The following is a 23,128-nucleotide window of genomic DNA, read 5'->3' as shown; positions in this document are numbered from 1 at the left end:
GTGACAGAATGGGTGCATTTTACTATAAATTATTATCATTTTATTCCGCCGGAACAAACTTTAAACAAACCGGATTGCCAACCTGTAAACGGGTAACAATTGTGCCTGGTTTGCCGGTTGTCGGGTCAAGGCGATAAACCAATACGCTGTCGCTGTTTTGGTTGGCTACCACTAAGAATTTGCCGCTTGGGTCTATCGCGAAATCGCGTGGGCCTTTACCTAATGATGAGGTGCGTGATACAAAAGTCAGCGTGCCATTATTCGGGTCGATGGCATATTGTACAATATCATTGGCATTGCCACGGTTTGACGCATACAGGAACTTACCATCAGGAGAGATTTTAATAGCGGCCGAGCCGATATTGCCTTTCATCTCAGGCGTAAGCATGCTTACTGATTGTATTTGCTTCAGGTTGCCGTTATCATACGAGTATGTATTGATAAAGCCACCTATTTCCTGTATCAGGTATAAATATTTATCACCCTCAGAAAAAACCAGGTGGCGCGGGCCATTACCAGCCGCAACACTTATCGAAGCAGGGTCGGATGGTGTAAGTGGTGGGGTTTTAGATGCTTTATAACGCATGATGTTTACTTTGTCGGTACCCAAATCGGTATATAGCAGATATTTCTCATTATTTGTTAATATCGCGTTATGCACATGCGGCCCCTCCTGCCTGTCTTTAACAACACTGCTGCCTGAGTCCTGAATTAGTTGCGATAGAGGAGCAATAGAACCATCTTTATTAATTGGGAAAACCGCCAAGCTGCCGCTGGTATAATTAGCAATAAAAATATTACGTTGCTCTTTATCTTCAAGAATATAACATGGATCAGCGCCCTGGGTTGGCCGTTTATTGATAAATACCATTTTGCCTGTTTTACCATCAAAAGTAAATGAGCTTACGCCACCCTGCGGGCCTTCATTAACGGCGTATAAAAACTTATTATCTGCCGATGTGGTTACGTATGATGGATTGGTAACATCATCAATCTCATTTAAATAAGCCACCCTGCCTTTATCTTCATAAAAGCGATAAACATAAATGCCTTTGCTTGCGCCGGTGGTATAGGTGCCTATGACCAGATTGAAAGTTGAAGGAAGAGGTTTTTTATGCTGCGCGAAAGTTAACGCAGGAGATAGCAAAGCGATAATCAGCAATAATTTTTTCATGGAGATTGGATTTATGAGGCGCAAGTTAGTAATTAGGCGCTAAAAGCAAAAAAGTTCAGTTTAAAAGCATGCAATGCTTTTAAACTGAACTTTCAACGTTAAATATATCTTGGAATTATTTGATCTATACCCGCTGTTTGTGTCCTCACAAACAGCTAATTGCCTGTGGGGACACAGGCAACGGGTATGAGCGATATTAGTGCAAATGCCAAGCCGCACAGTTAACTCACCCCGACTACGCTGCGCTGGTCGGCCCTCTCTTCGCCTTTGGCGGAAAGAGGGAAATGAGTTTTAAATTGATTTTACTAACGTTTTATTTTCCTTTCCCTCTTTCCGCGCAGCGACGATCGGGTGAGTCAAATCGCAAGCAAGGTTATACCGTCAATGCCTAACGACGATCAGGTATTGACTGAAAAAATTATTTAATCAGATGTTTCAATTGGATTATCTCTTTTTCATCAAGGTAACGCCAGCGACCACGGGTTAGGTCTTTTTTAGTAAGACCTGCATAAATTACACGGTCAAGCTTTACTACCTCGTAACCTAAGTGCTCAAATATACGGCGTACAATACGGTTTTTGCCGCTGTGAATCTGGATACCAATTTCTCTTTTTGAACCACCTGTTACGTATGAAATAGAATCCGGTTTAATTACACCATCTTCCAACTCCAAACCGTATTGGATCTTGTTCATATCGCCCTGGGCTAAACTTTTGTTCAGTTCAACCTGATATAATTTTGTAATGTTACTGCGTGGATGCGAAAGTTTATCAGCAAGATCACCATCATTGGTCATTAATAATAAACCAGTGGTGTTCCTGTCTAAACGGCCGATAGGATAAATACGTTCCCTGCTGGCTTTTTCAACCAAATGCATTACGGTACGGCGTTCCTGCGGGTCTTCTGTTGTGGTGATGTAATCCTTTGGTTTATTTAACAATACATAAACCATTTTCTCACGTTTCAACAGCTCGCCATTGTAACGGATCTCATCTTTTATCGGGTCAATTTTATGACCTAATTCGTTTATAACGATACCATTTACTGAAACTACACCTGCTTCGATTAGTTCATCAGCCTTACGGCGAGAGCAGATACCTGCGTTAGCTATATAACGATTTAACCGAATAAGACCTGAATCGTCTTTTGGTTTTTCTTTACGGCTACGCATGGTTTTAGCAGGCGCGTCCCTATCCGGAGTTATTTTATTATATGATGATTTTGGTGATTTGCGGAAAGGTTCGCTTGTTGCGCCTTCGCGTTTTTTGAAAGTACCACCGGTTGAAGACTTTGGCGCGAATTTACGCTCGCCTGATCTTGCACCTTCTGTACCTGTTTTTCTTTCACCACCTTCACTATCTCCTGTTGGCCTACCTGAGTAAGATTTTTTGCGTGGAGAAGAGAACGGTTTTTTGTCGCCGGTTGCATCGCCGCCAGAACTTCTTTTCGGACGGTCGTCTGATGAACCTGCTCTTCCTGAATATGATTTATTGCGTGGTGCTGAGTATGATTTCTTTTCGCCGCCTTCATCGCCACCAAAACTTCTTTTTGGACGGTCGCTGCTGCTATCTGCTGAACTTACCCTGCCTGAATAAGGTTTACTGCGTCCGGGTGCTTTCCTGTCATCACCGCCATCGCTTGGCCTGCCTGAATATGGTTTGCGTGGAGCGTATGCTTTTTTCTCGCCGCCGGTAAAGCTGCTTTTAAAATCGCCGCCTTCATTTTTGCCTGCACTAGGCCTGCTGCCTGCTGTTCTTCTTCTTTCGCCCGGGCGTTCTGATGCGCTTTCTTTTTTAGGGGGTTTGTTCCAATCTGTTTTGTCGGAACCTGATGATTTGCCTTTTGAGGCGGGTCTTTTTGGCCTGTCATCGGACTTATTTGTCCTGTTTGATGATCTGCCCGGAGCGCTGTCGCGGCCGGTAGGTGGTCTCTTAAATGCCATAATTTTTTGTTTAGCGCTTTCGCAGCGTGAGGGTCAAAGTTACGGTTTTTTAAACAATAATTTTATTTTTTTGTTGATGATCAGAATCTACGTTTAAAGGCTTTAAACAACGATTTTGGGCGCTTTTTGACGGCCCTAAAACACTAAGGTTTTGGTAAGTATTTGATAATCTGATTAATATCCTTACCTTTGCAGCGAGTTTTCACTTACATAATAAATATGATAAAAACAGGAATGATTAAAAAACACCTAATTACGTGCTCCGTAATGTTCGTGCTGGTTATCATCTCCCGGTTTGCAATTAGTGATTCAGCGGTGTCAAAACCCATCAATATTGCAACTGAACACTCAACTAATTTTCTGTTTACAAAAAATAGGCCATCTACCGATTATAACTTTGCCAATGAGGCATTGCCGGTAAATGATGCCCGCGTAAATACCAAGTTGAGGCACTCCATTAAGCAGCATAATTTTTTGTCGATACAATCAAATGTATTGCAATTTAAAGCACAAAAGCTTTTTCCTATTATCGAGCCCATCCTCAGGATGTATGGTATCCCGGAAGATTTTAAGTACATCCCTTTAGTTGAATCGGGATTGTGCAGTGGCACATCGCCCAAAGGTGCAAAAGGTATCTGGCAGTTTATGCCCGGTACTGCACGTACTTACGGTTTAAAAGTAGGCCACGGTGTTGATGAACGGTTAAACGTTCGTAAATCAACCATCGCGGCATGCAAGTATATTAAAGAGCTTTACGGCGAATTTAATAGCTGGACCCTGGCGGCGGCGGCCTACAACAACGGAGAGATTAAATTACAAAGACAGATTACCAAGCAAAACGAGGACAATTATTTCCGTATGCATTTAAACCGCGAAACCGGTGTGTATGTATACAACCTAATTGCCATGAAAGAGGTTATCAGCAAGCCTGTAAGTTATGGTTTTAAACCAATTTACGCGCACACGCAAACCTCGCAAATGCTGGCATATAATTAATTTGTAAAAAGATTACGGAGCACTTATCAGCCCGGTCCGCGCTAAGCGAATCGGGCTTTTTTTTGCGTATATTTGCGGTTTGGTTGATTAGGTTGGATTAAGTGAGTAGTTGATTGAGTTAAAAGTACTTAATCAGTCAGTTTGAACCAACTTAAATCAATATATCTAAATAAAATATGATTGAAAAACCTCTCGATCTGGGTGAGCAAAGTGAAGTTGAAGTTTACGGGGCCCGGGTACATAACTTAAAAAATATTGATGTTTCTTTTCCGCGCAATCAGCTGGTAGTAATTACCGGATTGAGTGGTAGCGGAAAATCGTCGTTGGCCTTTGATACTATCTATGCCGAAGGGCAGCGCCGTTACATGGAAACATTTTCGGCCTACTCCCGCCAGTTTATGGGCGGCATGGAGCGCCCGGATGTTGACAAGGTTTCAGGCCTGAGCCCGGTTATCGCTATAGAGCAAAAAACAACCAGTAAAAACCCACGGTCTACCGTTGGTACCATTACCGAGATCTATGATTTTATGCGTTTACTTTTCGCCCGTACGGGCGAAGCCTTTTCGTATGAAACCGGCGAGAAAATGGAACGCATGTCTGAAGATCAGATATTGAAAACCATTTACGAACGCTTTGATGGTCAGCCTATAAACATTCTTGCCCCGGTAGTTAAAGCCCGTAAAGGCCATTACCGCGAATTGTTTGAACAGATACGTAAACAAGGCTATTTAAAGGTTTGGATTGATGGCGCTATCGCGGATGTTGAGCCCAAAATGCAAGTCGACCGTTACAAGATCCACGATATTGATATTGTGGTTGACCGGTTGCAGGTGAGCGATGAAAACAGCAAGCGTTTATATACTTCGATACAAGCGGCTTTAAAAATATCAAAAGGCATCATCAGGATTGGCGATAAGGATAACAATGTTGCCTATTTCAGTAAATTTTTGATGGATCCGGTTTCGGGTATTTCTTATGATGAGCCTCAGCCAAACACATTCTCATTCAATTCACCTTATGGCGCTTGCGAAAAGTGTAATGGATTAGGATATATTTTTGAGGTTGATGAAGCTTCAGTAATCCCTAACCCCAAATTGAGCATCCTGAATGGTGGCTTAGCGCCTTTGGGTGAATTTCGCGAAACATGGATATTCCAGGTGTTAAAAGCATTGGCTAAGAAATATGAGTTTAGTTTATCTGTACCGATTGAGAAATTGGAAAGAGAAAAACTCGACATTATTTTGAACGGCACGCCGGAAATGATAACTGTCGCGGTTGAGTACAATAAATGGAATGTTCAAAGCTACCAGATCACTTTCGACGGTGTGATCCGCATGCTGGAAGAACAGCAGGAACGCCGTAGTGATGAGGGCATGGATGACATGGAAAACTATCGCGTACTAAAAACCTGCCCGGTATGTGAGGGTGCCCGACTTAAAAAAGAATCGTTACACTTTAAGGTGGATGGTAAGAACATCTTCGAGTTGGCTACCATGGATATTAATGATCTGCAGGGTTGGTTTAATAATCTTGAAGATCGTTTAACCGAGCGCCAGAATGTTATCGCCAAAGAAATATTAAAAGAGATCCGCGCCCGTATTGTGTTTTTGCTGGATGTTGGTTTGAGCTATTTAACGCTTGACCGTACCGCCAAAACATTATCGGGTGGTGAAGCGCAGCGTATCAGGCTGGCTACACAGATCGGTTCACAGTTAATGAATGTAATGTACATTCTGGATGAGCCGAGTATCGGACTGCATCAGCGTGATAATGCCAGGCTCATCACCGCACTAAAAAATCTGCGCGATTTGGGTAATACCGTTTTGGTAGTAGAGCACGATAAGGATATGATACTGGAAGCTGACCACGTGATTGACATGGGCCCGGCAGCCGGCGTACATGGCGGACAAATTGTTGCCCAGGGCACGCCTGCCGAATTAATGAAGGTGCACACCCTTACTACGTCATACATTAACGGTGAGCGAGAGATCGCTATTCCCGAAAAAAGACGTGAAGGCAATGGAAAAACGCTCAGCCTGAAAAAGGCAACCGGTCATAACCTTAAAAAGGTAAGTGTTGATTTTCCATTAGGTAAGATGATCGGCGTTACCGGTGTATCTGGTAGCGGTAAATCAAGCTTAATAACGGAGACTTTATATCCTGTTTTAAATCATCATTTCTTCAGGGCTAAAAAGCATCCTTTGCCTTATGATAAAATTGAGGGCTTAGAACATATTGATAAGGTGATCGAGATTGATCAAACACCAATCGGCCGTACGCCACGGTCAAACCCGGCTACTTATACCGGTGTGTTCTCTGATATCAGGAACTTATTTGTGGCTTTGCCGGAATCACGTATTCGTGGTTATAAACCGGGGCGTTTCTCATTCAACGTAAAAGGTGGCAGATGCGAAACTTGTCAGGGCGCGGGCATGAAAGTGATTGAAATGAATTTTTTGCCTGACGTACAAGTGCCTTGTGAAGAGTGCGGCGGGAGAAGATATAACCGTGAAACTTTAGAGGTTCGCTATCGTGGCAAATCCATCAGTGATGTGTTGGATATGAGCATTGAAGATGCTACGCCATTTTTTGAGCATATCCCCGCAATCTATCGTAAGGTTAAAACTTTATTGGATGTTGGTTTGGGCTATATCCGTTTAGGGCAGGCCTCTACCACATTATCAGGTGGTGAGGCGCAACGTGTTAAGCTGGCAACCGAACTATCCAAAAAAGATACCGGTAATACCTTTTATATTTTAGATGAACCAACAACGGGTTTGCATTTCGAAGATATTAACGTGCTTCTTGGTGTATTAAATCAATTGGTTGATAAAGGCAACACCGTTTTAGTAATAGAACACAACCTTGATGTGATTAAAACAGTTGACTATGTGGTTGATCTTGGCCCCGAGGGAGGTTCAGGCGGTGGCAAAATATTATTTAGCGGTACACCGGAAGGTTTGTGTAAAGTGAAAGAAAGCTTTACCGGGCAATTTTTGAAAAAGGAAATGGGGATAAAATAATCCTGTTTCTTAAAGCTATTAATTATTTTTTTATAAGGTTTACTAATTAACTAAATATTTAGTTAATTAGTAAACCTAAATATTTCAGTATGAAAAAAATAATTTTGCTTGTTATCAGCCTTGCTTCTCTATCACCTGTTTTTGCACAGAATAACGAACGCCATGTCTATAAATCTTTAACCAGAAAAGCCGATTCTCTATACCTCACTAAAGATTATAAAAATTCCGCCCTTACTTTTTCAAGCGCATTTCAACGGTATCATAATCTGGCTACAGCTAGAGACCGTTATGATGCTGCCTGCTCATGGTCGCAAGCCAATTATCCTGATAGTGCATTTAGTAATTTGCAATTAATTGCAGCTAACGGCAGCTATACCAGTTACGATCATATTATTGTAGATGCGGATCTGAATAGCTTGCATGCAGATAAACGCTGGGCGCCTTTATTGGTCATCATACAAAAAAACAAAGACAAGGCTGAAGCAAACTACAACAAGCCACTGACCAGGGAGTTAGATAGCATTTATGATTCTGATCAGAGTGGCAGGCAGCAAATTCAGGCAATTGAAAATAAATACGGCGATAATTCAAAAGAGATGAATGCCTTATGGGCTGCTATGAGTAAAAGCGATAGCATCAACCTTATAAAAGTTGAAGCTGTTTTAAATAAATATGGCTGGGTGGGGCCGGAGATAGTTGGAAGTAAGGGGAATGTTACCCTTTTTTTGGTTATACAACATGCCGATAGTTTAACAAGGGACAAATATTTGCCAATGATGCGTGCCGCGGTTAAAAATGGTAAAGCGCAAGCTTCGCAATTGGCTTTAATGGAGGATAGATCGGCATTGGAAAATGGCAAAAAGCAAATTTATGGTAGCCAGATAGGGCGGGATAACAAAACAGGTAAATATTATATTTCTCCAATTGAAGATGAGCCTAATGTAGATAAACGAAGAGAAGCAGTTGGCTTAAACCCGCTTGAGGATTATGCAAAAGATTGGGGTATTGATTATAAATTACCCAAACAATAAATGCATAAAACAAAAAGCATAAATAACATGTACATAAAGTTGTACGTGTTGGTATTCTTTTTTATCTTTATTTAAATTTGAAAGCCATGCAGGTTACAACATATACATCATTTCGCCAACAGCTAAAATCTTATTTGGATAAGGTTCGTAATAATCATACCCCATTATATGTTACCAGCGCAAACGGAGAAGATGTTGTAGTGCTTTCCAAATCTGACTATGAAAGTATGGAAGAAACTTTTTACTTGCTTAAAAGTCCCAATAATGCCACAAGACTATTAAAGGGTATTGAAGATTATGAAAAAGGCTTAGGTCAGGAAAAAGGTCTTATTGAAGAATGAAAATAATTTTCATAGATACTGCCTGGGAAGATTATTTATATTGGCAGGGCACAGATAAGTCTATGCTTAAGAAAATAAACACCTTAATAAAAGAAGTTGAGCGTATGCCATTTGAAGGAAGCGGAAAACCAGAACCGCTGAAACATAATCTTGCCGGATGGTGGTCGAGGAGAATAAATTTAGAACATCGACTGGTTTACAAGGTTGAAAATGATTCGATAGTTATTCTGCAATGCAGATATCATTATTAATTTATTCACTGAATAATATCTCAAAACAAAAAGCATAAATCATAACTTTATGAAATATGCTACCGTTACTCACATCCCCTCAAATTCGCGAAGCTGATGCTTATACCATCGTTAATGAACCCATAAGTTCTGTTAATTTAATGGAGCGAGCGGCTAAAGCTTTTGTGGGTTGGTTTGTGAATCATTTTCCGGATAAGAAGCAGGCTATTTCTATCTATTGTGGAACGGGCAATAATGGTGGTGATGGTTTAGCGATCGCGCGGATATTGCATGGGCATCATTATAAGGCTGTAAATATCAAGGTCACCCGATTTTCTGATAAAGCATCGGACGACTTTAATGTCAACCTGAAAAAGCTGCAAAGTACTATTACGGTAACGGAAATTAAGCCGGGAGATGGTTTTCCTGATGAAGACAGTCCGGTTTTAATTGATGCCATGCTGGGCAGCGGTTTGAATAAACCGCTGCATGGCGATTACGAAAAATTAGTAAAGCACCTGAACTCCTTAGAAAAAACGGTAGTTGCTGTTGATATTCCTACTGGTTTTTTTTCTGAAGGTGAAACTAAACCTGATAGTATCGTATTAAAAGCCAAGTTGGTTATTACCTTCCAACAACCTAAGATTAATTTTTTATTGCCGGAATCTGGCCCTGTAATGGAGTGCTGGGAGACTGTTAATATTGGGATTGATGACAAGTTTGTAATGTCGCTTAATTCACCTTATCAGTTTATAACTGAAAAGGACATCAGGCAACTGATGAAACCCCGCCATAAATTCAGTAATAAAGGAACATTTGGCCATGCGCTTATTGTGGCCGGGCAAGCTAAAACCATGGGTGCGGCTTTGCTATGTTCATCTGCCTGTGCGCATGCGGGCGCTGGTTTAACTACAGCCTGCGTACCCGAGAGCGGATTAATTGCATTAAACAGCTATCTGCCCGAAATTATGGCGATTGTACGCCAGGGAAATGATTTGCCTCAGATCGGCTGGGATACATTTAGTACGATGGGTATAGGCCCGGGATTGGGTAATGATGAAAACTCATTAAATCTTTTGTGCGATATTTTAACAAACTATAAAAAGCCTATTGTTATTGATGCTGATGCCCTAAACATTCTTGCTGAACATAAGCAGCTTTGGGCTATGATACCGGAAGGCAGTATTATAACCCCGCATATGAAAGAATTTGACCGCCTTTTTGGTGAAAGCAACGGCTGGTGGCAACGTTTACAAACCGCTATCGAAAAAGCTAAAGAGCATAAAATATGTATCGTACTAAAAAACGATTATACCATAACCGCTACACCGGAGGGTAAGGCTTATTTTAATTCGACAAGCAATGCATCTATGGCAAGTGGTGGTATGGGTGATGTGCTTACCGGGATAATAACGGCTTTATTGGCTCAGAGATACTCATCGCGGGATGCCTGTATTATTGGCACTTATATACACGGGAAGGCTGGGGATGAGTTGGCGCTCCCTAATCGGATGCATGTGGTGCTGCCGGGTAAATTGATTAGTCAATTGCCTATAACCATAGCGAAATTTACGGCATAAAAAAAGGGTCGTCAGTATTAAACAACCCTTTTTTATTAACTATTAACTGATCTTATAAAGAACTAAATACTCGATGTTAGTGTACATAAGACGCTAAGCGCACCCTATTAGTTACAAAAACGACGGATAAAGTTTATTATTTTATTGAGTTAGGAGGTTTTACCTATAAATAGGTGTTTTTAACATAAATTTAACAATCTGAAAAGTATCTTTCAGGGTTAAAGTGTGCCAATTACCATCATCTGATCCATTGTTGGGTTAATACTGCCGCCTCTTGGTTCAAGAGTTACTGCAAATGCCTGAGCTACAGGCACCGACTTCATTTCTTTCATCAAAGAGCTATCGGCGGCATCCTTATCAAATACACCTAAGCTAACAGGTTTACCGCTCACTAATGCCCAAAGCTGATATTGGTGTTCTTTGTCATTCGCAGGCATTTTAAGGTCGGCCATGTCTATTACAACTTTCTTTTTAGCGGGACTAAAAGCTATCAGCATTAATGCATTAGCATGATTGGCTGTTCCTTTTAGTTTGATAACTTTAAAAGATGTATCACGATAGATGCTCAGCTGGCGGTCCATAAAATTAACCGTTGAACTGAATTTTTGATTAGTGGAGTTTAATGCGATTAATTGCGTATTGGCATTCTCCAATTTATTGTAAACACTAAATAAGACTACAATACTTGCTATTAATAACGGGAGGCAAGCCGCGAATGCATATTTATAAAAACTATTGGCCTTTGGTGCAGCCATAGCAATAACATTATCCTTAACAGGTTGTGGGTGTTTTGATGGGAAATTGTTATCATCCCCAAAATTGGTAAGCAGACTGTTTAATACTCTATCACGTAATTGTGCGGATGGTTCTACAGCATTTGCTGAAGCAAATAATTCCATTGAACGCTCTATCTCACCCAACTCGGCTTTAATAACCGGATGCTTGGATGCCATCTCCTCCACATGCAACTTTTCGCTTGGGGTTACATCCCCCAGAACGTAAAGTTCCAATATCCCTGATTCAATATATGCTTTAATATCTTCCACTTTCAAACTTTCAATTAAAATGTTTTCTGAGTTGTTGTATTGCCATTCTTAAGCGGGTTTTAATGGTTCCTAATGGTATGCCTAATTCATCGGCAGCTTCCACATGGGTGTAACCCTTAAAGTAAACCAATTCAAGAATTTCTTTCTGGTCGGCTTTTAGTGTTTGCACTAAGTCCTTAATACCAAGCAACTCAGGTTTGTAAACTGTGTTTCTTTGTTCGTCTATGAAAGTTACGTTAATTTCAAGTTCTTGGTTTTTGTTCTGGTTCTTAAAATCCTTTGAGCGGAGTTTATCAATAGCCAGGTTTCGGGCAATATTTACCATCCACGTAAATAAACGGCCCTTTTCTGTGCTATAACTGGCAAAAGAGTGCCATATTTTTACAAAAGTCTCTTGTAAAACGTCTTCTGCCACGGCAGTGTCAACAATAATGCGGGATATAACTCCATACAACGAAGAGGAATACATATCATATAATGCTTCCACCGCGATTTTTTCGTGGCGCCTTAGTGCAAGCACTAATTCCTCTTCCGATAATGATATTTTACTTTTGTTGCTCAACTTCGTTGTGAAGATATAAAGAATTATCAGATTTCAAACAAGTGTTTTTCAGCATGGTATGATGAACGAACTAATGGCCCACTTTCCACATATCTAAAACCCTTATCAAGGCCAACTTGTTTGTAAAAACTAAATTGGTCCGGATGAATCCAATCAATCACCGGGTGATGGTTGCGTGTTGGTTGTAGATACTGACCTAAGGTGAGTATTTGCACACCTGCATTTAATAGGTCATCCATCGCTTCCAAAACATCCTCTTCCTTTTCGCCCAAACCAAGCATAATGCCCGATTTTGTACGCAAGCCCGATTTTGATATGCGGTTAAGGGCTTCCAAACTGCGATCATATTTAGCCTGGATGCGTACTTCTTTGGTTAAACGACGTACGGTCTCTAAATTATGTGAAACAACCTCAGGCCTAGTTTCAAGCACGCGGTCAAGGTTTTCCCAAACGCCACGGAAATCAGGTAATAAGGTTTCTAAAGTAGTTTCAGGGCTTTCCCTGCGTATAGCGTTAATGGTTTCGGCCCAAATAATGGAACCACCATCTTTTAAATCATCTCTATCTACTGATGTAATTACGCAGTGTTTTACCTGCATCAACTTAACCGAGTTGGCTACACGGGCAGGTTCATCTATATCAACAGCTAATGGTCTGCCGGTTGCTACCGCGCAAAATGAACATGAACGGGTACATATATTACCCAATATCATAAACGTAGCTGTGCCTGCGCCCCAGCATTCGCCCATATTGGGGCAATTACCGCTTTCGCAAATCGTGTGCAGCTTGTGTGTATCAACCAAACTACGAACCTGGGCATACTCTTTTCCCACAGGAAGCTTAACCCTAAGCCAATCAGGCTTGCGGTTAACCGGCTGTGCAGGAATTACTGGCAGATCAATCATAATACAAATGTAGGCAAAAACCCCCTAACCCCCTAAAGGGGGAACAATATGTTGAATTTATTACTGCAAAATTACAGACTGGAAATTTCTGCATTAAAAATGATAAAGCTAAATTTGCTTACCCGGGCTCCTACTTTAGGGGGTTAGGCGAATAAACTATGGCAACAATTGAAACAACTTATTTAGGCGATCTTCGCACAGAGGCAACACATTTACAATCGGGCACTAAAATTTTAACTGATGCGCCAACAGATAACCAGGGCAAGGGTGAAGCATTTTCGCCAACTGATTTGCTAGCAGAGTCATTGGCAGGTTGTATATTAACCACCATGGCCATCGCGGCACGCACACATAATATTAATATGGATGGTGCAAAGGCCGAAGTAACCAAGGTAATGGCTGCCAACCCGCGCCGTGTGGGTGAAATTATTGTGAATATTAAATTCCCGTCAGAATATTCGGATAAAGAAAAGAAAATATTAGAGCTTGCTGCTCATGGTTGCCCGGTACATGCGAGCCTGCATCCGGATTTAAAGCAAACGATTGATTTTGGGTGGGTATGAGCCCCCTCTAAATCTCTCCCGGAAGGGGAGACTTGAAAAGTCTTTTAAAGCCCTCCCTTCCGGGGAGGGTTTGGGTGGGGCTACACAAGCACTTCCATCGCCTCTTCCACAGAAATTTGTCCGTGAGATTGGTCGAGTATGCAGTCGCCGTCTTTAATCAACAGCATTTGAGGTGATTCGTGGTGAACCTGAAAATCTTCCGCAATTTTGCTTGATAGATCGCGGTATTTTATAAGATCTAAAAAATATAAGGGCATATCGGCAGGCAATTTATCCATATCCATTTCAAAGCGCCTTTTTGCCATCATGCTGATAGAGCAGCGTGTGCTGTGCTTAAAAATTAAGCTGTAGCCGGTTTGCTGCTTGATCGTATCTATCTGATTCGCCGAGTCTAACGATGTCCAATTCATGTTACAAAAATATTGTATTTAAGCTTGCCTAACGTAATTACAGTGTAATGCTGTATTTAGTTTTAAGCTTTTTGATAATAAAATGACACGTTAAGATTAGCGTCCGCTGCGAGGATAAGTGTTGTAAGCCGGGCAAAGCTTGTTTGAGCAAGAAGCAAGGCTACCTAATGTTAAAGCTATAACAGCTATATAAAGTAATTTTTTCATTTTATAACTTTTTAGTTTTAACGTAAATTAAGCTTTCAAGGTTTCAGCTAAATGAGCCATTTTTATAGCTGTTACTGCCGCCTCGTCGCCTTTGTTGCCATGTTTGCCCCCGGCGCGGTCAAATGCCTGTTGGTGGTCATCTGTGGTTAATACTCCAAATATAACAGGTTTTGAGTATTTTATAGCAACATTACTCACACCATTTGCTACCGCGTTACAAATAAAATCAAAATGCCTTGTTTCGCCTTGTATAACGCAGCCTAAACAAATAACAGCATCTAAATTCCCTTTTTGTAATAGCAGGTCGGCGCCGGATGTTAATTCAAAGCTACCCGGAACAGGGTAAGTGAAAATATTTTCGGCAGGGGTGCCATATTTAAGCAAGCTTTCATAAGCGCCCTGGTATAAGGCATTAGTTATCTCAGCGTTCCATTCGGCTACTACAATGCCAAAACGGTATGAAGCGCCCGAAGGTACTTCGCTGTTAGAGAAATCGCTTAAATTTTTATGTTGACTAGACATTTTGATTTCGGATTTGCGATTTACGATTTCGGATTCAAGGATTTACAAATGCTATAAATCCGAAATTGAATATCCGAAATTCGAAATCAATTACAACTTAGCTTGCGCGCGGGCTATGTATTCGTCAATATTTTGTGCTTCGGCGCTGCCGAAGTAATCAGATTTGATCTTTTTATAAGTTTCCTCAGCTGATTTATTGTCGTTTTCGGCTTCGTAAACCAAGCCTAATTTTTTAAGGTACATCGGCGATAAAAACTTATTTTTCGCCATATCAGCCGCTTTTTTGAAATAGGTTTCAGCTTTGTCGTAGTTTTTTAATTCAACATAAGCATCACCTGTGCAGCCTAAAGCTTCAGCAGCAACCATGGTATCATCACCATGATAGTTGGTTAAATTATCAATAGCTTTATTGTAATCGCCTTTATTTAAATAGGCAGTGCCTAAGTAAAAATAAGCAAGGTTAGCAGCTTTGGTATTGCTGTAATCGCTCAATATTTTGGCGAAACCAGGGTAGCCTGCATCACCATTGATGGCTTTATCCCAATCTTTTCTTTCCCAGAAATCCTGTGCTACGTGCATTTGGTTAGCAGCCTGAACTTCGCGAGGGGCAAGGTACATTTTAAGGTATAAAAAATAACCTACAGCCATTACAACTATTGCTGCAACTATAAATAATAAGCTTTTTTGATTTTCGCGTACAAATTTACCTGTCTGTCCCAGATCGTTGTTAGTATTTGCAACAATCCTTGTGTTATCCTGCTTTATGGCCATTTCTGTTCTAAAATTAAGTTTGCAAACTTACGGTTTTATAAATTTCTCGCAATAGCTTTTGTGTGAATTATTTAGTGATTGAGTGAATGAACGATTTAGTGATTATTATTTGGTGATGAGTGAGTTAATAAGGCAATGATTATAGCATGCTGGTTTTTACAATCACTCATTCACTACCTCACTCATTCACTCAAAACTAATCACTAACTTTGGGGCACTTCAATATGTATCTGCAGCAACTATCCGTAATCAACTTTAAAAATTATTCCGAAGCCGAATTAACCTTCAGCGAAGGGGTAAATGCGTTTACCGGGGATAATGGCGCGGGTAAAACTAATTTGCTGGATGCGATACATTACCTGTCGTTATGTAAAAGCTATTTTAACCCGATTGATACCCAACAGATCAAACAGGGAACGGATTTCTTCATCATCAATGGCAACTTCAGCAAAAACAATAAGCCTGAAAAAATTGCCTGCGCGGTAAAGCGTAACCAGAAAAAACAATTCAAGCATAATAAAAAGGATTACACCCGTTTGGCCGATCATATCGGACTGTTTCCTTTGGTGATGATCTCGCCTTATGATACGAGTATTATTACCGAAGGCAGTGAGGAACGGCGCAAGTTTATTGATAACGTACTATCGCAAACCGATAACCATTACCTGGATGAAGTGATAGTATATAATAAGGTATTAGGTAACCGTAACGCTTTTTTAAAGCTGATAGCAGATACGGGCAGATATGATCCGCATTTGTTAGAAGTGATGGATGAGCAATTAATTGAGGCCGGTAATAGTATATTTAATAAGCGTAAGCTTTTTATGCAGGGCTTTACCGAGATATTCAATCAGCATTACCAGTTTTTAACAGGCGATGCTGAAAAGGTAGACCTTATATATGAGTCGCAGTTATTGCAGGATGATTTCGCGGCTTTATTAAAAAAGAGCATTGAGCGCGATCGGGTACTTGAACGAACTACCGCCGGCATACATAAAGACGAGCTGCAATTTACCATACATGGCTTGCCAATGAAAAAGTTTGGATCGCAGGGGCAGCAGAAATCGTTTTTAATAGCGCTTAAGCTGGCACAGTATACTTTTTTAACACAACAAAAGGGATTTAAGCCTTTATTGTTGCTGGATGATATTTTTGATAAGCTGGATGATAAACGTGTTACCAAACTAATGCAGATGGTGAGCGATAATGATTTCGGCCAGGTTTTTATTACCGACACCAGTTTAAGCCGGGTGCAGGCCATATTTAATGATATGGGCGTGGCGGTTAAATTATTTAAAGTTACCGGAGGGGAAATTGATGCGTAAAGCCAACGATAAATCATTAAAAGAAGCTATTGAGCAAATGCTTAACGTTTATAAAATCAAAAAACGTTTTGAGGAAACCGGTATTGTGGCCCATTGGCCCGAACTGGTTGGTAAATCGGTAGCTAATCGTACTAAGGAGATTTTTATACACGATAAAAAGCTTTACCTGCGTATAGAATCGTCAGTAATAAAAAATGAGCTGATGCTGATGCGCAACCAGATAATAACCAAGATAAACGATAAAGCGAAAGAGATATTAGTTGAAGAGATTATCTTCCTCTAGCCATACGTAAACGTGTGGGCAGGCTTACATAAACTTCGTCCCTGATTTTTGAGTAAACAAAAATGAATATGCCGGGAAGTAAGAAAGAAAGTTGAACTTCGGGGTGGTTTTTAAACAGTAAAGCGACAGAAACGCATAATGATACTACTATTGCTGAGTATATCATTAATTTGAATATGCTTTTCATAACTTATTGATTTAAAATCCGTTTAGGAGAGTAAATGTAAATATATAAAACTGATAAAACAAAATATCGGATTTATATTTCCGCATTTTGTTTTACCAGTTTTAAAACGTTAACCGAGGGTTAAAATTGCTCGAAAGCCGAAAAGAAGAAGCTTCCTTCGATCTGCGCATTCTCGTCAGAATCAGAACCATGTACAGCATTTGCATCAATTGATTTTGCAAATAAGTTACGGATAGTTCCAGCTTCAGCCTTAGTTGGGTCTGTTGCGCCAATTAGTTTACGGTAATCTTCAATAGCGTTGTCTTTTTCAAGTATTGCAGCTACAATCGGGCCTGAAGACATAAAAGCAACTAAATCCTTGTAAAAAGGGCGTTCGCTGTGTACCGCATAAAACTGACCTGCTTTTTCAGGGCTTAAAAAAAGGTATTTCATAGCAACTAATTTAAAGCCGCTTTTTATAATCTGGTCAATAATTGCACCTGTGTGCCCTGCTGCAACCGCGTCAGGCTTAACCATTGTGAATGTTCTGTTACTTGCCATATCTGTTTTTTAAAAATTGGTGCAAAAGTAGCGTTTTTAATTTAAGTATAAAGTGTTGGTTTGTATAGTAAAATTAAAGTTAATCGCTTGGTTTACCCTATCCTCCTCCTTTCCCTGACTCCAGGGAAAGGTATCGGCACAGGGCCTGCATTTTATAACTATAATAAATATGGAGGTTTTAAAGCCAGTCGGATGTTTTACCCTATCCCCTCCTTTCCCTATTTCAGGGAAAGGAGGGGATAGGGCCCGCATTTATATTGGGGGAGGTTAAAGCCATCTAACTACAAAGCACTTAAAATTCTTAAAGGCGATTGCCCTATTTATATACTATATATACAACTTTAACGTTTATAAACACCTGAACAAAAAAATGTTTTACTTATCTGTCAATCAGTTGGAAATTTATTTAGCTTTGCAACTCTTTTTTAAAATTTGATGTTAGATACCGCTTCGCTTATTGATCTTTTAGCTCAGCCCCAGAAAATAGTTATTACTACCCATCATAAACCTGATGGTGATGCTATGGGTTCGTCGTTGGGCTTATATAATTATTTAATACAGCAAGGGCATCATGCACAAGTTATTACCCCAACAGATTATCCCCAGTTTTTAAACTGGATGCCGGGCAATGGCGATGTTATTATATATACTGATAACGTAGCCATTGCCGACCAGCTTATAGCGGAGGCGGATATGATATTTTGCCTTGATTTTAACGCGCTTGGGCGTATTAATGAGATGGGCGAAAAAGTGGGTGAAAGCAACGCGCTGAAAATTATGATCGATCATCACCTGGAACCACAGGATTTTGATGATTATCGCCACTGGGATATAAATGCCTGCGCTACCGCGCAATTAATATATACGTTTATTGTTGAAGTGCTTGGCCATAAAGAATTGGTTAATGCTGATGTGGCGAGTTGCCTTTATACAGGTATCATGACGGATTCAGCATCATTCCGTTTGCCGAATACGACATCTGCAGTGCACCGTATAGTTGCCGATCTTATTGACGCAGGTGCGCCTAACGCTCGTATACATGAGCTGGTTTATAATGATTCGACCGAAATGAGGCTTAGATTTTTAGGCCATTGTTTAGCCAATAAATTACAGGTTTTTAATGAATTCAATACAGCGCTGATAACAGTTACTGCCGACGAGCTGAAAGAATACGATGTAATTACCGGAGATACGGAAGGAATTGTTAACTATGCATTATCAATAAGTAATGTGCGTTTAGCTGCATTTATGGTTGAACGGAAAGATAAAGTAAAACTATCTTTGCGCTCGAAAGGCGATTTTCCGGCAAATGAAATTTGTAAAAAGTATTTTAGCGGCGGCGGGCATCGTAACGCAGCCGGAGGAGTATCATCAGACAGTCTGCAAGAGACTGTGGAACAGTTTAAATTAATTTTACCTAAATATAAAAATTTATTAATTCAATAATTAAAATGAAAAAAACCCTAATGTTTTTAGCCCTTGCGTCAGTGGGATTAGCAAGCTGCAATGGCGGATTTAAAAAAGATGACGGAGGATTGCTTTATAATATTTATGTAGATAAAGGCGGACCGAAAATTCAAACTGGTGATTTTGTTAGCGTTAACCTTATCGCTAGAAGAGATGACGATTCAGTTTTATTCAGCACTTATGAGCAAGGTCATCCGGTAGAAACTTTGGTTCCTAAACCACAGTTTAAAGGTGATATTTTTACAGGATTAGAAAAATTATCTGAAGGTGATAGCGCGACTATCAAAATCGCTGCCGACTCAATGTTCAAAAAAGGACAACCTAAGCCACCGGGCTTTAAAGGCAAATACTTAGTTTACACTATTAAAGTAAACAAAGTTATTGCTAAAGGCACACTTAGCGACCAGGTTTTCCAAACTGAGATTACTGATTACATCAAAAGCCAAGCACTTGTTTTCAAAAACCGCGAACCAGGATTGATCAAAAACTATATTGCTGATAACAAACTGGCTGTTAAAGAAACACCTGATAGCTTATACTATGTAATTACACAACAAGGTACAGGCCCTAACGCTGTTATTGGTGATACAGCAGTTGTAAACTATACCGGTAAATTACTTAACGGAAAAGTATTTGATACATCAGTTAAAGACGAAGCTGTTAAAGGTAAAATGCCTGTAGATCCAATGCGTCAATACAAACCTATTCATATCCCTGTAGGCCAAAAAAGAGTTATACCAGGATGGGACGAAGGTTTGCAATTGTTAAACAAAGGTTCTAAAGCCATCTTTATTGTACCATCAAGCCTTGCTTATGGCGAGCGTGGTATTTCAATCATTGGCCCATACACTCCAATAGCATTTGAAATTGAATTGGTTGATATCATCAAACCAAACCCGAATGCGCCAAAACCGGTAGCCCCAATAATGCCGACTATGCCACAAGGCCAACCGGTTAGAAAATAATAACCTCAAAACATACATACCTTCCCGCTAACACGGGAAGGTTTTTTTATTTATATGAAAAAATATATTTTCGGTATTTTGCTGCTTTGCGCAAGTACTATTTCGGTAAAAGCGCAAACTGATTTGCAGCGTACGGCCAGAGGCGTACAGTATGTTATCTTCACTCATAATCCGGGTGAAAAAATAAAACAAAATGATGTTATCACCATTGATGTTATTCAAAAAACAGATAAGGATTCGGTAATTTCAAGTACTTATACTATGGGGCATCCTATTAAAATACAGGTACAACCATCGCAAGCACTTACCGATATGATGGACATATTTCCATTATTGGCTGCAAACGACAGCGCATTGGTAAAAATGCCCGCAGATTCTGTTTTTAATGGACATGAGGAAAGTCGCCCACCATTTTTCCCGAAAGGCAGCAACATCAACTTTTACATAAAAGTTCAAAAGATCCAATCGTTAAACGATGCTATTGCTGAGCGTAATGCTGATATTGAAAAAGTAAAATCAGAAGAAGGCGCGCAAGCAGCCAAATACATTGCTGATAATAAACTGGTAGTAAGAACTACGCCATCAGGGTTAAAGTATGTGATCACAAAAACATCGCTTAAACCAAGGCCGCTTACCGGCGACACTGTATCAGTAAATTATGTAGGCAAATTATTAAGTGGGCAGGTATTTGATTCAAACATTGCAGCAGTCGCTAAAATGTCTGATCTGGATCAGCCGGGCCGTACTTATGAGCCTATTAAATTCCCGGTTAATACCAGCCAGGTTATAAAAGGTTGGGACGAAGGTTTATTATTATTGCACGAAGGCGAAAAAGCTATATTCATTATCCCATCAGCATTGGCTTATGGTAACGAGGGCAGCGGCCCTATACCACCTGCCAGTACATTGGTTTTTGATGTAGAGCTGGTTAGCGTAAAACGTATTAAACATGCAATAGTAGCTAAAAAGCCACTTGCGAAAAAACATCATTATCCGGTTAAAAAAACAAACAATTAATATAAAGCCTACTGTTGATTATTTGGCTTTAGCCTAAATTGGCAACTATTTTATGTTAAGCCTCCTGATAACCGGGAGGCTTTTTTATTTTTGTACCATGTTACTTACCGATACGCATACCCACCTATATTACGAAACAGATGATGAAAAGCGTGCGGCATTAATGCAACGTTGCACGCAAAACGACATCGGCCGATTATTTTTACCCAATGTTGATGTTTCATCGGCTACGCAAGTTTTTGATCTGGCGGCAGAGTACCCTGCTATTTGTTACCCAATGCTTGGCCTGCATCCCTGCTCGGTTAAGGCCGATTGGGAAACTGTACTCGAAACCATTTGGAATACGCAGCTGGGCCGTAAAATATATGCTATAGGCGAAATTGGTATTGATTTGTATTGGGATAAAACCACATTGCCCGAGCAGGTACTTGCATTTAAGGCACAGATAAAAAAAGCGAAGGAGTTAAAATTGCCCATCGTTATCCATTGCCGCGAAGCTTTCAACGAAGTTTTTGAGGTGTTAGAAGAAGAGCGTAGCGAAGATTTGCGCGGCATTTTACATTGTTTTACCGGCAACCATGAGCAAGCGTTAAAAGCTATTGATTTAGGTTTTTATTTAGGGATTGGCGGCGTAGTTACCTATAAAAACGGTGGCTTAGACAAATTTTTACAGGAAATTGATTTACGGCATATCGTTTTAGAAACAGATTCTCCGTACCTTTCCCCCGTTCCGTACCGGGGTAAGCCTAATGAAAGTTCATACTTAATTTACATTGCCGAAAAGGTTGCGGAGCTATACCAGCTTAATGTTGAAGCTGTGGCTGCTATCACCACAGAAAATTCAAAGAAGATATTTGGTATATAATTAATTTATACATTTGATTTTAGCCATTCATGAGCCAGATTCTTATCATCTATACCGGAGGGACAATTGGTATGATGAGCGACCCTACTACAAAGGTGCTCAAACCCATAAACTTTGAGCAAATAATGGACAATGTTCCTGAGCTTGATAGATTAAACTGTAAAATTAAGGTACACTCTTTTGATAAGATCATCGATTCATCAAACATGAATCCGGAGATTTGGAGTGAACTAGCAGGACTAATAGAGTCGAATTACGACGATGTTGATGGTTTTGTGATACTGCATGGATCAGATACGATGTCGTACACGGCATCGGTAATGAGTTTTATGCTGGAGAATTTGGCCAAGCCCATAATTTTTACCGGATCACAATTGCCAATCAGCGCTATACGTACCGATGCAAAGGAAAATTTGATGACAGCCATCGAAATTGCCAATGCTAAAAAGAATGACCGCGCGCGCGTGCCTGAAGTTTGTATCTATTTTGATTATAAGCTGTTCAGGGGTAACCGTTCGTTTAAATATAACTCATCAAAATTCGAAGCCTTCCGCTCACCGAATTACCCGATATTGGCAGAGTCTGGTGTACACCTTCGTTTTAGTGCAAATGATATTCGTCAGCCTGCTGATGCGCCCATGATTGTGCATAAAAACCTGGTTAGCGATGTTGCTGTACTTAAATTATACCCGGGCATAAGCCCTAAGGTGGTAGGTACTATTTTAAGGGCGGATGTTCGTGGTGTTGTGATGGAAACATTTGGTGCCGGTAATACCACAACTGAGCAATGGTTTATTGATCTGCTGAAAGAAGCTATCGCTAGCGGGAAAGTAATACTGGATATTTCACAATGTAAAGTTGGCACTGTTGAGTTAGGTCGTTACGAAACCAGTAAAGAGTTAAAAGACATGGGTATAGCCAATGGTTATGACATGACCTTTGAAGCCGCTGTTACCAAAATGATGTACCTGTTAGGCCAAACCAATGATCCTTTGCAGGTGAAAGAATGGTTGGAGACTGATTTGAGAGGCGAGATAACGGTATCATAGCGTTTACTCACCCCGACTTCGCTTCGCTTGTCGACCCTCTCTCCGTCTGCGACGCATAGAGGGTAAGGAAAGGAATGTGTATCTGGATTATATGATTTGTCATTCTGAGGTACGAAGAATCTTCTTC

Annotated in this window: 24 protein-coding genes; 14 read left to right on the top strand and 10 right to left on the bottom strand. The window is 40.3% G+C overall.

What is annotated here, in order from left to right; translation table 11 throughout:
* Positions 1–40: 40 nt before the first annotated feature.
* Together GSQ74_RS00335 and GSQ74_RS00330 are read right to left on the bottom strand one after the other, a co-directional pair.
* Complete coding sequence (locus GSQ74_RS00335; protein WP_158988896.1) at positions 41–1,174, bottom strand: lactonase family protein; 1,134 nt, start codon at positions 1,172–1,174, stop codon at positions 41–43.
* 418 nt (positions 1,175–1,592) lie between these two features.
* On the bottom strand, positions 1,593–3,116 hold the full coding sequence (locus GSQ74_RS00330; RefSeq protein WP_158988894.1) for a pseudouridine synthase: 1,524 nt from the start codon (positions 3,114–3,116) through the stop codon (positions 1,593–1,595).
* Positions 3,117–3,335: 219 nt separating this feature from the next.
* Between GSQ74_RS00330 and GSQ74_RS00325 the strand changes: the two genes are divergently transcribed.
* The 6 genes from GSQ74_RS00325 to GSQ74_RS00300 all read left to right on the top strand — a co-directional run bounded on the left by GSQ74_RS00325 (position 3,336) and on the right by GSQ74_RS00300 (position 10,317).
* The gene (locus GSQ74_RS00325) at positions 3,336–4,112 is read left to right on the top strand and encodes a lytic transglycosylase domain-containing protein (protein ID WP_254060776.1); all 777 of its coding nucleotides are present in this window, start codon (positions 3,336–3,338) and stop codon (positions 4,110–4,112) included.
* Between the two features lie 176 nt (positions 4,113–4,288).
* On the top strand, positions 4,289–7,135 hold the full coding sequence (gene uvrA, locus GSQ74_RS00320; protein WP_158988892.1) for an excinuclease ABC subunit UvrA: 2,847 nt from the start codon (positions 4,289–4,291) through the stop codon (positions 7,133–7,135).
* Positions 7,136–7,224: 89 nt separating this feature from the next.
* Positions 7,225–8,166 carry a DUF6624 domain-containing protein gene (locus tag GSQ74_RS00315; protein WP_158988890.1) on the top strand — a complete coding sequence of 314 codons (942 nt, stop codon included), beginning with the start codon at positions 7,225–7,227 and terminating at the stop codon, positions 8,164–8,166.
* Between the two features lie 86 nt (positions 8,167–8,252).
* Positions 8,253–8,507, top strand: a complete 255-nt coding sequence (locus tag GSQ74_RS00310) for a type II toxin-antitoxin system Phd/YefM family antitoxin (RefSeq protein WP_158988888.1) — start codon at positions 8,253–8,255, stop codon at positions 8,505–8,507.
* The gene (locus GSQ74_RS00305) at positions 8,504–8,758 is read left to right on the top strand and encodes a Txe/YoeB family addiction module toxin (protein WP_158988886.1); all 255 of its coding nucleotides are present in this window, start codon (positions 8,504–8,506) and stop codon (positions 8,756–8,758) included. The genes GSQ74_RS00310 and GSQ74_RS00305 overlap by 4 nt, the downstream gene beginning before the upstream one ends.
* Before the next feature lie 56 nt (positions 8,759–8,814).
* Entirely contained in the window at positions 8,815–10,317 is a 1,503-nt protein-coding gene (locus GSQ74_RS00300) for an NAD(P)H-hydrate dehydratase (protein ID WP_158988884.1), read from the top strand.
* Between the two features lie 218 nt (positions 10,318–10,535).
* Here GSQ74_RS00300 and GSQ74_RS00295 read toward each other — a convergent pair whose 3' ends face one another.
* The 3 genes from GSQ74_RS00295 to lipA are packed head-to-tail and all read right to left on the bottom strand — an operon-like array spanning position 10,536 to position 12,830.
* Complete coding sequence (locus tag GSQ74_RS00295) at positions 10,536–11,363, bottom strand: anti-sigma factor domain-containing protein (protein WP_158988882.1); 828 nt, start codon at positions 11,361–11,363, stop codon at positions 10,536–10,538.
* Between the two features lie 10 nt (positions 11,364–11,373).
* Positions 11,374–11,925: an RNA polymerase sigma factor gene (locus GSQ74_RS00290; protein WP_158988880.1), complete on the bottom strand. Its 552-nt coding sequence runs from the start codon at positions 11,923–11,925 to the stop codon at positions 11,374–11,376.
* Between the two features lie 26 nt (positions 11,926–11,951).
* On the bottom strand, positions 11,952–12,830 hold the full coding sequence (gene lipA, locus GSQ74_RS00285) for a lipoyl synthase (protein WP_158988878.1): 879 nt from the start codon (positions 12,828–12,830) through the stop codon (positions 11,952–11,954).
* 158 nt (positions 12,831–12,988) lie between these two features.
* On the opposite strand from lipA, the gene GSQ74_RS00280 reads away from it, so the two are divergent.
* On the top strand, positions 12,989–13,393 hold the full coding sequence (locus GSQ74_RS00280; RefSeq protein ID WP_158988876.1) for an OsmC family protein: 405 nt from the start codon (positions 12,989–12,991) through the stop codon (positions 13,391–13,393).
* 80 nt (positions 13,394–13,473) lie between these two features.
* Here GSQ74_RS00280 and ytxJ read toward each other — a convergent pair whose 3' ends face one another.
* The 3 genes from ytxJ to GSQ74_RS00265 form a co-directional block, all read right to left on the bottom strand.
* A complete protein-coding gene (ytxJ, locus tag GSQ74_RS00275; protein WP_158988874.1) occupies positions 13,474–13,803 on the bottom strand; it encodes a bacillithiol system redox-active protein YtxJ in 330 nt (109 codons plus the stop codon).
* Between the two features lie 234 nt (positions 13,804–14,037).
* Positions 14,038–14,532, bottom strand: a complete 495-nt coding sequence (gene ribH, locus GSQ74_RS00270) for a 6,7-dimethyl-8-ribityllumazine synthase (protein ID WP_158988872.1) — start codon at positions 14,530–14,532, stop codon at positions 14,038–14,040.
* A 90-nt stretch (positions 14,533–14,622) separates the two neighbouring features.
* Positions 14,623–15,303, bottom strand: coding sequence for a tetratricopeptide repeat protein (locus GSQ74_RS00265; protein WP_158988870.1), 681 nt, complete (start codon positions 15,301–15,303; stop codon positions 14,623–14,625).
* Positions 15,304–15,527: 224 nt separating this feature from the next.
* Here GSQ74_RS00265 and GSQ74_RS00260 point away from each other — a divergent pair, with 224 nt between their 5' ends.
* A complete protein-coding gene (locus GSQ74_RS00260; RefSeq protein ID WP_158988868.1) occupies positions 15,528–16,628 on the top strand; it encodes a DNA replication/repair protein RecF in 1,101 nt (366 codons plus the stop codon).
* The gene (locus GSQ74_RS00255) at positions 16,621–16,911 is read left to right on the top strand and encodes a DUF721 domain-containing protein (protein WP_158988866.1); all 291 of its coding nucleotides are present in this window, start codon (positions 16,621–16,623) and stop codon (positions 16,909–16,911) included. The genes GSQ74_RS00260 and GSQ74_RS00255 overlap by 8 nt, the downstream gene beginning before the upstream one ends.
* Here GSQ74_RS00255 and GSQ74_RS00250 read toward each other — a convergent pair.
* Together GSQ74_RS00250 and GSQ74_RS00245 are read right to left on the bottom strand one after the other, a co-directional pair.
* Entirely contained in the window at positions 16,898–17,098 is a 201-nt protein-coding gene (locus GSQ74_RS00250; RefSeq protein ID WP_158988864.1) for a hypothetical protein, read from the bottom strand. The two genes, GSQ74_RS00255 and GSQ74_RS00250, sit on opposite strands and share 14 nt — an antisense overlap.
* A gap of 120 nt (positions 17,099–17,218) precedes the next feature.
* Positions 17,219–17,638 (bottom strand): nucleoside-diphosphate kinase, encoded by a 420-nt coding sequence (locus GSQ74_RS00245; protein ID WP_158988862.1) that lies wholly within the window; start codon positions 17,636–17,638, stop codon positions 17,219–17,221.
* A gap of 435 nt (positions 17,639–18,073) precedes the next feature.
* Here GSQ74_RS00245 and GSQ74_RS00240 point away from each other — a divergent pair, with 435 nt between their 5' ends.
* The 5 genes from GSQ74_RS00240 (at position 18,074) to GSQ74_RS00220 (ending at position 23,001) form a co-directional block, all read left to right on the top strand.
* Positions 18,074–19,084, top strand: a complete 1,011-nt coding sequence (locus GSQ74_RS00240) for a bifunctional oligoribonuclease/PAP phosphatase NrnA (RefSeq protein WP_158988860.1) — start codon at positions 18,074–18,076, stop codon at positions 19,082–19,084.
* A 5-nt stretch (positions 19,085–19,089) separates the two neighbouring features.
* On the top strand, positions 19,090–20,070 hold the full coding sequence (locus tag GSQ74_RS00235) for an FKBP-type peptidyl-prolyl cis-trans isomerase (RefSeq protein ID WP_158988858.1): 981 nt from the start codon (positions 19,090–19,092) through the stop codon (positions 20,068–20,070).
* Between the two features lie 54 nt (positions 20,071–20,124).
* A complete protein-coding gene (locus GSQ74_RS00230) occupies positions 20,125–21,087 on the top strand; it encodes an FKBP-type peptidyl-prolyl cis-trans isomerase (RefSeq protein WP_158988856.1) in 963 nt (320 codons plus the stop codon).
* 97 nt (positions 21,088–21,184) lie between these two features.
* Positions 21,185–21,952 (top strand): TatD family hydrolase, encoded by a 768-nt coding sequence (locus tag GSQ74_RS00225; protein WP_158988854.1) that lies wholly within the window; start codon positions 21,185–21,187, stop codon positions 21,950–21,952.
* 29 nt (positions 21,953–21,981) lie between these two features.
* Positions 21,982–23,001, top strand: coding sequence for an asparaginase (locus tag GSQ74_RS00220; RefSeq protein ID WP_158988852.1), 1,020 nt, complete (start codon positions 21,982–21,984; stop codon positions 22,999–23,001).
* Positions 23,002–23,128: the final 127 nt, after the last annotated feature.

The organism is Mucilaginibacter sp. L196 (assembly GCF_009765905.1).
Classification (GTDB): domain Bacteria; phylum Bacteroidota; class Bacteroidia; order Sphingobacteriales; family Sphingobacteriaceae; genus Mucilaginibacter.
This window is presented reverse-complemented; position numbering and strand designations above follow the sequence as displayed.